Annotated in this window: 9 protein-coding genes; 1 reads left to right on the top strand and 8 read right to left on the bottom strand. The window is 60.4% G+C overall.

Annotation, left to right across the window (positions count from 1 at the left end; translation table 11 throughout):
• Window positions 1-63: 63 nt before the first annotated feature.
• The 3 genes from ACYQ6M_RS00305 to ACYQ6M_RS00295 all read right to left on the bottom strand — a co-directional run bounded on the left by ACYQ6M_RS00305 (window position 64) and on the right by ACYQ6M_RS00295 (window position 2,386).
• On the bottom strand, window positions 64-600 hold the full coding sequence (locus tag ACYQ6M_RS00305) for an OmpA family protein (protein WP_023003655.1): 537 nt from the start codon (window positions 598-600) through the stop codon (window positions 64-66).
• Between the two features lie 105 nt (window positions 601-705).
• Complete coding sequence (locus ACYQ6M_RS00300; protein ID WP_447238997.1) at window positions 706-1,350, bottom strand: L,D-transpeptidase; 645 nt, start codon at window positions 1,348-1,350, stop codon at window positions 706-708.
• 130 nt (window positions 1,351-1,480) lie between these two features.
• Entirely contained in the window at window positions 1,481-2,386 is a 906-nt protein-coding gene (locus tag ACYQ6M_RS00295) for a DMT family transporter (protein ID WP_023003659.1), read from the bottom strand.
• 132 nt (window positions 2,387-2,518) lie between these two features.
• On the opposite strand from ACYQ6M_RS00295, the gene ACYQ6M_RS00290 reads away from it, so the two are divergent.
• Window positions 2,519-2,974 (top strand): methylated-DNA--[protein]-cysteine S-methyltransferase, encoded by a 456-nt coding sequence (locus ACYQ6M_RS00290; protein WP_023003661.1) that lies wholly within the window; start codon window positions 2,519-2,521, stop codon window positions 2,972-2,974.
• Between the two features lie 141 nt (window positions 2,975-3,115).
• On the opposite strand, the gene ACYQ6M_RS00285 is transcribed toward ACYQ6M_RS00290, so the two are convergent.
• The 5 genes from ACYQ6M_RS00285 to ACYQ6M_RS00265 form a co-directional block, all read right to left on the bottom strand.
• The gene (locus tag ACYQ6M_RS00285; RefSeq protein WP_460071495.1) at window positions 3,116-5,089 is read right to left on the bottom strand and encodes a DNA/RNA non-specific endonuclease; all 1,974 of its coding nucleotides are present in this window, start codon (window positions 5,087-5,089) and stop codon (window positions 3,116-3,118) included.
• Between the two features lie 156 nt (window positions 5,090-5,245).
• Window positions 5,246-8,344, bottom strand: coding sequence for an AAA family ATPase (locus ACYQ6M_RS00280; protein ID WP_460071493.1), 3,099 nt, complete (start codon window positions 8,342-8,344; stop codon window positions 5,246-5,248).
• Window positions 8,341-10,074 carry a trypsin-like peptidase domain-containing protein gene (locus ACYQ6M_RS00275; protein WP_209171401.1) on the bottom strand — a complete coding sequence of 578 codons (1,734 nt, stop codon included), beginning with the start codon at window positions 10,072-10,074 and terminating at the stop codon, window positions 8,341-8,343. The genes ACYQ6M_RS00280 and ACYQ6M_RS00275 overlap by 4 nt, the downstream gene beginning before the upstream one ends.
• Window positions 10,075-10,372: 298 nt before the next feature.
• Complete coding sequence (locus ACYQ6M_RS00270; RefSeq protein WP_460071491.1) at window positions 10,373-10,711, bottom strand: cupin domain-containing protein; 339 nt, start codon at window positions 10,709-10,711, stop codon at window positions 10,373-10,375.
• Window positions 10,708-11,799 carry an alkene reductase gene (locus ACYQ6M_RS00265; RefSeq protein ID WP_460071489.1) on the bottom strand — a complete coding sequence of 364 codons (1,092 nt, stop codon included), beginning with the start codon at window positions 11,797-11,799 and terminating at the stop codon, window positions 10,708-10,710. The genes ACYQ6M_RS00270 and ACYQ6M_RS00265 overlap by 4 nt, the downstream gene beginning before the upstream one ends.
• Window positions 11,800-11,810: the final 11 nt, after the last annotated feature.

Raw genomic sequence — 11,810 nt, 5'->3', positions numbered from 1 at the left:
CCCCTCTGGGTAAACAGGTTTTTCTGTTTTTCCGAAGTTTGGGATCGAAGCCCCTCACAAGGATCAGCGCCGTCCAGCGGGAGCGGAATCGTCGAATTCCTCACGTAGATTGACGACAACCCTGCGGTTCTGCGACTGACAGGTGACCTTGTCGCAATCCGTCACCGGACGCTCCACGCCATACCCCTTCACCCACATGCGCTTGGGATTGACCCCCAGTTTGACCAGTTCGGCCATGACCGCGTTCGCCCGTTGGGTCGACAATGTCTTCTGCGCAGCCTCGCTGCCCGGATCGTCGGCGTGGCCCTGGATCTTGACCAGCCACTTCTTGTTCGACTTCAGCCACTTGGCCTGATTTTCGATTGTGATGCGAGCCTCATCGGTGACCACAGCCGAGCCCTGGTCGAAATAGACCCGGCGACCGACATTGATGATGAATTCTTCTTCCGAACCCGACGAAATATTTCCGAAACCGGCGGCCGGTGCGTTGGTCACGTCGGGTGACGACAATCCACCGGCGCTGTTGCAGCCGGCGACTCCAAATCCGATCATGAGCGCAAAGACTGCGCCCCGGCCGATCCGGCCAAATGTATTTTCCAAGGAAAGCCCCCAAATCCTCTTTCAGTTTCCCCCTCGCCCGGCAGCCCTCAGCCCCTTCGACTGCAGCTCCGCCGGTCGATTGCAAATTGCTCCGGATGAACGGGCTCAGCCCGCTTTCTCTCCAAGATGCTCCAGCACCAGAACGCCGGTCCCCTTGGGGCAGCGCTGGTAAAGGTCGACAATGTCTTCCGGGAACATGCGCACGCAGCCACTCGACACATCATGGCCGATGCTCCAGGGCTCCAGCGTGCCGTGCAGCCGGTACCCGAGATCGCTTCCATCCCGATAGAGATACAAGGCCCGTGGCCCGAGTGGATTGTTGGCAGCTCCGCCTTCGACCATTCTTGGAAGATCCGGCTGCCGCTTCAGCATCTCCGGTGGCGGCACCCACCTCGGCCAAAGGGCCTTGCGGTCAATCCGGGCGCGGCCGAACCACTGGAAGCCTTCACGCCCGACGCCAACGCCATAACGAAGCGCGGTGTTGTTTTCCCATACCCAGTACAGGAAGTGATTGTTGGTATCGACCACCACGGTGCCGGGTGGCTCGTCACTGAAATACTTCACCATCTGCCGATGCCAGACGGGATCGATCTTCTTGAAGTTGGTTCTTCTGTATTGAAATCCGCTATCTTCCTGATAGCCACTGAAATAAGCGTTTGCAGCTGCATTGGCGTGCGCCATCTGCGGCAAGGCCAATGTGCCTGCCGTGGCTGCTGCCCCTGTCAAGAACCTGCGGCGGTTCAGCTCCATCCCACACCTCCCTTAAAGGCTGGCGATCCTTCCTGACCGGCGGTTGTTTTAACCCCGGCGGGTATTAAGACGGGAACTAACCAATCCCGTCAACCGCCTAAGGCCAGCGTGCGGGCAGATGCAGCCTTGATCAGATCCCCTTCACGCGTTCCCGGTAGAGGATGTAGAGGCCTGACGCGACGACGATGGCTGCTCCGAGAATGGTCGTATACGTGGGCACGTCGTCGAAGATCAGGAAGCCAAGCGCGATCATCCAGACAATCTGCGTATAGATGAAGGGCGCCAGCACCGGTGCAGGCGCGATCCTGTGCGCCATGATGAACAGGAAATGCCCACCCGCACCAAAAGCGCCGGTCGCGAACAGCAGAACCCATGTCCACAGGTCCGGAGGCGTGACCCAGACCGAGATACCAGCCGGCGCCATGGCAATGGCTGCGACAATACCTGAAATGATCAGCATTCCGGCAGAGCTATCTGTTGCCGTGAGCTGGCGTGTCAGCAGCGCATAGACCGCGTAAAAGGACATGGCCGCAACCGAATAGATCGCCGCCCAGTGCATACCGCCAAGTCCTGGCCGGGTGACCACCAGAACCCCGATGAAGCCGACAATGATCGCAATCCAGCGGCGTAATCCGGCCCATTCACCCAGCAGCGGCCCGGCAAGGGCGGTGATGACGAATGGCGCGGCGAACATGATCGACATTGTTTCGGCCAGCTGCAGGTAACGAACCGCCAGGAAGTTGAAAATGGTGGTGCCGAGCAGACAGAACGACCGCACGATCTGCAGGACCGGCCGGTTCGTCTTCAGGAGCGAAGGTTTCTTCCAGACCTGGAACAGGACCAGCGACAGGATCACATGACTGACGAACCGCATCCAGACGATCTGCAGCGTCGGCAGGCTGGCCGACATGTATTTGGCCGTTGCATCCAGAACGGAAAAACTGAGGCAAGCCAGCACGATGAGACCGATCCCGGCGAGCGGCGCCGTGGCAGCGGCGGCATTGCCGGTCGAACGGTGCTGACTGTCATGCGCCATCGGCGGCGGCCCTTTTCAAACGATCATCCGCAGATGAAAAAGAGAGTAGCGGACATGTCCCGGCAGGAACGGTCCGGTTGAGATAATTGCACCAACCCACTACCTAACCTTAAAAGACAAGCGGGGGCGGTTATGCCGGTTGCAGAAATTGAAACATGGCTGGGACGCCTTTCCATTACGGAAGTTGACGGCGCAATCACCCAATTACACTGGAACGGGCCCTCTGGCAAAGAAGAAACACCGTTGCTCAAGGAAGCGGCACGCCAGGTACAGGCCTATCTCGCGGGTGATCTGAAAACCTTCGACCTGCCGCTCGCCCCGAAAGGCGGCGAGCTGCACCAGGCGGTGTTCAAGGCAATGCTCGCAATCCCCTATGGCGGAACCCGCACCTATGGCGACCTTGCCAGGGAACTGGACACATACGGGCAGCCGATCGGCCAGGCCTGCGGAGCCAACCCGATACCGATCATCATCCCCTGCCACCGGATCCTGTCGGCGAACGGCCTTGGCGGATATTCCGGCTCGGGCGGTACGGAAACAAAGATCGCCCTTCTGAAACTGGAGGGTGGCTACCCGTTCCTGGTCTAGCGCAACTCAAGTCGTCGATGTCAAACACCTGCCACTCCGGCCCTGTCGATAAAGGCAAAGACCTGAGCAACGGCAGGGACCCGCCGAGACGCATGCTCTGACCGATTGGTCATATCACGCGCACGGCAGGCTCACATTTCCTCACAGGACCAGAGAATCTGCTCCCGTGATCTCGACAAACTGCGGTCGGCTGTCGGGCAGCTCAAGCTCGTCTGCAAGCGCCGCCAGCGGGTCTGCATCCCTCAACGGTCCGAAATCGAAGCCCGACAGGTCTTCCAGAAAGGCAACGGACACCTGGAACGTCTTGTACTCACCAAAGGCGAACCCTTCGACAGCTTCCGTCTCGCGGCGGTCCTGCAGGTATTTCTGAATGGCCTGTCCCTGACTTAACAGATAGGCGGTCGCGTGCAGGCGAAGACTGCCGTCGTCCTGCAAGGCATCCATCACCACCACTTTCCAGTACTGCAGGGGCAGATTGATGCCGACCCCATCGAGGAACGGATCCTCGTCGTCGTCGAAAAGGGGGCCGGTAAAGACCGTTGCCCGGAAGGCATGGGTCTTTGTGCTGTCGAGGATATGGTTTTCCAGACCTTGCCAGGTGGACCGGTTCTGGTTGAGGGAGGAATGCTGCGGCGAGGCGTTCGTGTAGTGGAACGTATCGTCGTTTGCCAGTTGCGCCACCGGGCGGTCATCGCCCCAGTTCGGGTCCTCGCGCCGAACCATGTGTCCCCGGTCCAGATCTCCCGGGAAGTCGCCCTTGCCGAGCTGCGCTTCCACCGGAATGCGCCGATCGAAAAACCACTTGTCCGGTTTCTTGCGTTTGATCTTGATTGCCTTTTCGCCGTCGATGTTGACGACAGTGACCACGGGGCTTCTGCGATCGACATCATAGAGAAGCCCGAAGTGGGTATAGCGCAGCTCATGCGGACGGCCGGCGAGCGCATCCGTCGGGCTGGCCAGATTGAACATGCCGTCCGGCAACTTCGGAAAGTCGACCTTTTTCGACAGGAAGTTGGGATCGTAGCCGTTCCGGCCGATAAAATGGTTCGGGTCGTGGAATCCGTCGGCCACCTCCTGTTCAAGGCTAGCCTCGACCAGGACCTGTGTGGGCCGATTGCCTGACAGAAGGTCCCGCAGCGTGCTCGCCCTGACAGCGCTGTTGGCAATTCCATAGGCTCCGGCGAAGTGCAACCCCACCACCTTGTTGCGATCAAGGCTCAGGATCGGCGAGCCGGAGTTTCCACCGAGCGTGGTGCAGTCGTGGCTGAGCACGGTTCCCGGCGCAACCGGCATCATCTTGCCCGGAGCAAACCGCTTCACATCGTATAGGCCCTTGAAATACTTCTCCATTTCGGTGCGGTCGTTTCGGCTGTCGAAGGCCGGATAGCCGATCACCGCGACGATCTCGTCCGTTTCCGCGTCCGTATCCACCAGAGGCAAGGGCGCCACGGCGAAGCCGGCAGGTTTTTCGATCCGCCCGATCGCGACGTCGGCGCTGGCATCATCTGCAAGATAGGTGAAGCGAAGGATCTCGGCCGGGCGCTCGTCTGACGGCAACGCGCCAACCTCTTCGTTGAAATCCACGCGCGCACCGTAACGGACCATCGTGAAGGGCGAGCGCATGAAGACGCCCTCTCCCCTGGCGTTTCGGCGTGCGACAATCTTGGCCACGTGCCGGTTGGTCACGACAAGAAGATGCCGGCCATCGGCTTCTTCTCCAACCACCCAGGCGGTTCCGCCCCAGGTCATCGAGTGGTTGATGAATTCAACCCGCCCGACCGAGCCGATCCAGTGTTCGTTCCGCTTGATCTTGATGTCTATGTCGGCACCGAATTCATCCGGCAGCGGGATCAGCGAGGCCGCGCCGTTTTCAACAACCATCGGCGGCCGGGTAACCAGTCGCACGATGGCTTCCAGTTGCGTCAACGGCGTGCCGGCGGCTTCAAGCTGGCCGAGGGACATATCCAGCGCATCAAGCGTATCCGGTATGTCCAGTCCAAGTTGCTCGACAAAGGGGTGTCCTGCCTCGATGGCGCGTTTCGCAGCCTCAAGCCGTCCGCCCGATTTCAATGCTTCGAGCCGTCCCTGACTTTCCAATGATGCTCGCGTGTTCATGGAAATTCCTCCAATATCAATGTCTGTATTATTGTCCGGTATTCCCCATAGGTTCGGGCATCGACGAGGCTTGCGGCCTTGCCGGAAACACGGAACCTGAACAGTGCCCGGTTCTCTCCTTTCTTTCGTGTTTGACGAACCTGCAAACGCACGCGACTAGAACAATGTCGACGCGTCGACCGGTTCGTTTCTTTTCGCAGCATCAGCCCCGATCACGGCCAACGCCGCTGTCAGGGCTGGCCCCATGAGCCTGGGTGCAAGGGCAGCTGCAATGTCCTGGGCAGAGCCCGCGGTCATCGCCATTGCCAGAGGCCGCATCAGCCGTCGCTCGAAAACACTCCGGGCACGCCGGGCCCCTTCTTCCGTGTCGGGATAGTCGGCCGCATAGGCCAATCGCCGCAACAGCGCTCGGGCGGTTGCCGGCGGATCCTTCCGGGAAATCAGACTGTTGACCCGCGCCATCAGCAAGACATCGCTCTCGCCGTTGCCCCAGTAAGACGGCGGCGTACCCGGGTAGGACCAGATACCGCCACTGAAGCGACGCCAGCGTTCGGCCGCCCGCGCAACCGTCGGCGCATCCGGAACAGCATTGAACACTGCAAATGCCCCTACCCAGTCGCAGGTAAGGCCCAGTGCTCCCAGAATTTCCGGTCCTTCGATCTCGATGTCGCTGGAATAGCGTTCGAAACTGTCGAAGAGATCAGGTGTTCCCAGCATCTCCAGCGTTTCATGCAACCCCTCGTAAAAGCCGCGCAGATATTGCGCCATGCGCGGACTGTGCTGAATGCGGGCAAGAACGCTCAAGGGCGCGATCGCAGGGTTCATTCGGGCAATGGTGTGCTGATCCGTGTCGGGATGCTGCTGTCCGGTCATGATCGCAAACCGCTCGGCGCGGTTGGCACCCTGCCGGATTGCATCTGCCGGGTACTCCGAAACCCTCTCGCCGAACCTGAAGACGGACATGGCAACCGGATCCAGGATCTCCACATACTCCGGGCGCCCTTCCTGGCTGGCCATGAGAGCGAATTCCAGCGCCCCTTTCAGGGCAATCCTGGAACCCTCGGAACGCGCCTGCCAGGCTGTTGCCGCCAGTTTTTCATCACCACGCAACCGGGCGACAAGTCCGTCGAAATCCGCTTCCGCTTCGATTTCCAGCAGGACCAGCCCGTAGAGGCCCGGGTCTTCCCGGCTCAATCGTTCCAGCAAGGATTTCGGCAGCTTCCGCCAAAGGGACATGGCCCGCGCCCACTGGCCGGAGAGCCAGAAATAGGCAAGCGTGGCAGCAGCTTCGGGACGGGAAGGTGACGGATTTCGCGGAAAGGCGTTGTTGAGGGTGAAGATATGATCGGCCTCGAACACATCGCCCCGCCGAAGGGTCAGTTCGAGTTCGCGGATCAGCTCCGGCTCGACCTCCTCCGCTTTCGAAGTCGGAACCGGTTCGGATGTTCCCTGCTCGCTGCTGGTGTAGCGCGCCCGGCGCGAGCGCTCGCCGCGCTCCTGCAGAATGGCATTCGTCGCCGGAAGAGGAAGTTCGTCCAGTTCATCTTCGCTGAGGCCCGCAACGTCGGCTGCGGTGAATTCGGGCATCGGGTCTCCGGCCCGCGTCGCCTGGAAGGCATGATAGAGCGCGGTCTCACGGTCGAACCCGGCGAACCAGTTTGCTGCCGCCCGGTCTATTCTTGCGGCCAGCTCCGGCTTTTCGACGTAGAGCATGGGCAGGATTTCCCGCCGCAGGTCGCCGCGGTGTTTCAGCCAGTCCTGACCGTCAACGGCCACCAGCCAATGGTGGCTGCTCAGTTCCTGCCAAAGTCGCCTGGACGCAGCTTCATCGATATCCTCACCGAGCCCGAGCGCCGGCGCCAGAACGAACTGGATTGCCTCGGCGCTGATCCGGCGCAGGACAAGACCAGGATGTGCCAGCTTCGCCAGCAGCGAGTCGTCAATGCGCGAAAGGATAGCCCGGTAAAGATAGGCTTCCGTGATGCTGCCTGCTTCGCCGTATTCCAGTTCACCCGGATCGAAGTCCTCCGCCTGGGTTACCTTGGCTGAAAGCCGCAGCATCAGCGGGTTGCCACGCGAAAGTTCGAAGATCCTGTCATGCAAATCCGGGGGAGCCCCCAACTTGTCCAGAAGATTGCGGGATTCCGTCTCGCTCAGGCCTTCCAGCTCCAGAGGCGGTCCCTCGATGCGTTTGCGGACGGAATCGAGCGCATCTCCCCGTCCGGCCGCAATGATCGAGATCGGCGACAGCCCGGCCCGCACCAGATTGTCCAGAACCTCGAACAGCAGAATGGGCCGGGTTTCGCCATGACCGCGCAACACTTCAAGCGTATCCAGCACCAGGACCACCTGCCCGCCATGCGACCGCACCGCAGCGCCCATGGCATCGACCAGCTCGGTCGGCAAAAGGGTACTGCTCACCGTCGTGCCGGTCGTTTCCGCATTGCCGGAATACTTGAGCCTCAGGTCGCGCAGTCTGGGGGCTTCGTCCGTCAGGATATCGCCCAGCTGGCGGGAGAGCTCATGCACCAGCTTGTCGGGATCTTCCAGGTTCAGCCCGCGCCGGTCGAAGTCCAGGCGCAGAACGATTGGCGCCTTTTGAACAGACCTGTGTTCCGCCATTGCCCGGTCAATCAGAAAGGATTTGCCGATGCCCGGCAGACCGGTGATGAACAAGGCGCTGACAGGTGTTTTTTCCTGGGGCCGCGCGCACCAGTCGAGCAAGCGGGCCAGTTCCTTCTCCCGGCCAAAAAACTCCCGGCTCAGCATGGCATTGGCCCGCCTTGCGGCATCCACGCGGTTCATGACACCGCGCAGGCGCACCAGCAACGGATAGGCAGGCGCACTCGGTCCGGCCCTGTCGAGGTCATCGGATATCTCTTCGATCCGTTTGAGCTGATCCTGCTCGGGCAGATCCGGTGTTTCCGCAATCAGTCGTTCGATGGTCTCCTGCGAGAACGGTTCGTCACCACGCAGGGCTCTGGCAACAGGTGTGTCTTCCTCCGGTGTTTCGATGGTCTTGAGCACACCATGGCGAGGCCCGTTGCGAAGAGACCAGACCGGCTCGGAGGAAATTTCCAGGACGACCTTGTTGAGCTCCGTCAGCAGCCGGGCAATCGTCAATGGCGTCAGCTTCTCCTGCAAGACCTTGGACGCCGCCTCCACCGCATCACGCGGCGTGAAGGTTTTGCGCGTTGCGGCAAACCGCATGGCCGCCTTCAGGCCTTCCGCGAGCTGGTCACCGTCCTTGCTCATGGCGATGATGCTCCTTCGGCCGGAAGCAACGGTGCGAGAGACCTTTGCAGATTCTCCGAAACGGTTTTCACTTCCGCACTGCGATAGACCGTTCCCTGGGCTTGCACGCCGTGAAGGGCCTGCATCAGAACGAAATCGACCACATGCGTCGGCAGGCCAAGCCCCAGCGATCGGTTGATCGCCTCAAGCGTATGACGCACATCCTCGCGGTCGAACTGGCCGATGTAATCCACCATCACCCCCGGCCCCGTCAGCGCACTGGCATTTTCCGCCTTTGGCCCCGGAACGCTGTAGGTCTCTCCACCGGCCATGACAAATCGAAGGCGCGTATCGCTCAGGATCATTGCCAGAAGCAGTTCCAGTTGCTGTTGTGCCGCCTTGCGCAAGCCTCCGCGCGGATTGTCGAAATAGATCCAGCTCGGCTTGTCCGCGGTTGCGCCGGTCGTCTTGGCCAGGAGGTCCACCAGTTGCCTGGCGCGGTCCTTGTCGCTTGCCCCTTCACTGGTTTCGTCGTCCGCAGCCCCCGGCCGTGCCAGCAGCGGCGTTCCGCCGTGCAATCTCTCGTTCAGCGTTTCCAGCAGGTCTTCCATTCCCAGAGACAGTTCAACCCTGAACACCTGCGCCGCTTGACCGTTCTGCGCCAGAACCTGACACAAAAGATCGTAGGAAAATTCCAGTCCCGTCGTCTGGTCGATCTCCATCCGCTTGATCCAGATCCCGCGCAAGTGACGGGCGGCTCCCCGCACCACGTCATGGATGGCATGACAATAGCGCTGCCGTCCGATAATCAGATGACCATCGACACGCCCTGTCAGCGAATAGATGTAAGGCGGTGCCCGGTCCTCCGCAATTGCCTGGGTAAATTCCTCTATGCCGGCGAAGGTGGCGTAAGGAACGATCTCGGAAACGCCGTTCAGCTGTCCCTGATGGAAGCCGGCGAATGCAAGATCCGTGTCGAAAACCGACCCGCCTGACGACCCGGGTCTGGTGACACCGTCCTCCCATTCCAGTTGGATACGAGGCGGATCATCGATCGTCGCACGACCGGTAACGAAGGTGACGCCCCTGCCGTTGTCGTCCTGTCTGTGGCTCAGGCAAAGCTTTCTCCGCCCGGTGATCCACGCCGGAGGTTTCGCCGGCAATTCGTAATACGTTGTCATCGGTTGCTCGATGGCGAGCAAGGCGACATCCGGGTTGGCACGCAGGATATCCCCGTCCTGCAGACCGACATCCCATTGATCGTCATGGCAAGGCATCTCGAAACGCACACCAAGCACGCGCAGCGACTTGCTCCCTTCTTGCGTGCGAACCGTGAGGCCGGACCGGCGCTCCTTCCGCTTGTCCTTGACTGTTACATGCCAGGCGGTCAGCGCGAGCCGGTGAGACACGAGTGTCGCGATACCGCAAAACCCTATTTCATCGAAAACATACAGCTTGAAGCCCAGCATCTTGTGCGCGAAATCACCGAGATCCTCGAGGTCGAAATTGGCCGCGTTGATCGGCTCGATTGGTTGGGTGAGGTGGAACATGAACTCCCAGCCAAGATTTTCCTCGTTCAGATAATCAGCCAGCAGTTCTTCAAGAGGCTGCCCGGTGATGCCCGCCGTACTGCGCAAGGCGTCGAGCGTCATCAGGGAATCCGTGAACCCCTGAACCCGGCGCAACACCCTGTCGACAGCCGCTTCGTTCTGCTCCAGATGCTGCTTCAGCTCTGCACTGGTTACCGGCATGACCAACACCGTATCGAGAATCGTTAAATCAATCGAGCCTGTCTCTTCGAGCCGACACGTCAGTCAACCGCCGACGGTCGGATGAGAATATGCGTCTTGTCGGTCAAAATACGGCCAACCGCACGTTCTCCCAGGCTTCGGAACCCAAGGGCACAATTATAGCGTCATTCAAGCTGAAAATAAACGCACAAGTATACGCCGCCTGATGCGGCTGCAGACGCCGAAAAGGACGATCCTGTGCTCGCAAGCAAAGCAACAGGTATCGTCCATTCCGTTTGTCCTGTCTGCCGAAACCCGTTTACCGAACGAATTCGACGGTCACGAAAACAAGTTCTGCTTCGCCCGTGTTGGTGAGGTCGTGCACGAAGGCCGTATCCGGCGACAGATCCGACATATGCCGGGTATCACCCGCCCTGTAGGTCACGTCCAGAATGCGGCCATCCGCCTGACGTGAAACGGCCTTGCCATCGGTCAGGACGGTCCAGAAATAAGGCCGCTCGTGCCGGTGGGCAGGCAGTGTCTCCCCCGGCGCCAGTCGGAGATGCCAGATTTTCACGCCGTTTTCTTCCGACACCAGATGCGTCCCGACCCTGCCGGTCGCCATTGCAATCTCTGCCTTGCTTATTGGTGTGGTCATGCTGCCACCGGATAGCTTGTGTAACCTGCGGCATCACCACCGAAGAGAGTCGACCCATCGAAATCGGAAAGCGGCACTCCGTCCGCCAGGCGGCGCGGAAAGTCCGGGTTCGCGATGAAAGGACGACCGAAGGCAACGAGGTCCGCATATCCATCTGCAAGGATCCGGTCTGCCTTCACCTTGGTATAGCCACCGGCAACAATGACGGTACCGGAGTAGACCTCTCGCAAGGCAGCCCGGAAGCTTTCGGGCGTTTCAGGCGCGTCGTCCCAATCGGCCTCGGCAAGATGAACATAGGCAAGACCGATCTTGTCCAGTTCCCCGGCGAGCTTCAGGATCGTCTGCGGTGCGGCCGGATCGTCCATGCCGCGCTGGGTGATGAAGGGTGAAAAGCGAATGCCGGTCCGCTCCGCCCCCATGACTTTTGAAACGGCTTCGGCCACTTCCCGCGCAAACCGGATGCGGTTTTCCTGACTGCCGCCAAAAGCATCCGTCCGCCGATTGGAGGTCGATCGCAGGAATTCGTCGATCAGATACCCATTGGCGGCATGGATCTCGACACCGTCAAACCCGGCTGCCCTGGCGTTGGCTGCAGCTGTCCGGTAGTCCTCGACGATGGCAGAAATCTCTTCAGCCGTGAGTGCTCGCGGAACGGGACATTCGATCATGCCACCCTGCCCGGTCTCCGGATCAACTGCCCAGATGGACGCACCCGGGACGATGGCCGAAGGGGCAACCGGCTGGCCTCCACCCTGGAACTGGGCATGGCTCATGCGGCCGACATGCCAGAGCTGCAACACCATGCGTCCGCCTTTTTGGTGAACGGCGTCCGTCACCTTGCGCCAGCCATCGACCTGTTCCGCCGAATGGATGCCGGGTGTGAAACTGTAACCCTGGCCCTGAGGTGAGATCTGCGTGGCCTCGCTGACAATCATCCCGGCGCTTGCCCGTTGGGCGTAATAGTCCGCCATCATGTCATTGGGCACATTGCCCGGCTGCGTACTGCGCGAGCGCGTCATGGGAGCCATCACGATGCGCGACGGCAGGGCAAGGGGACCGAGGTCATATCGGTCGAACAGGCTGGCCATGGAAAGTCCTT

Source organism: Roseibium sp. ROS1, from assembly GCF_054658215.1.
The sequence above is the reverse complement of the archived record's forward strand: the minus strand, read 5'-3'. Positions and strand labels throughout refer to the sequence as shown.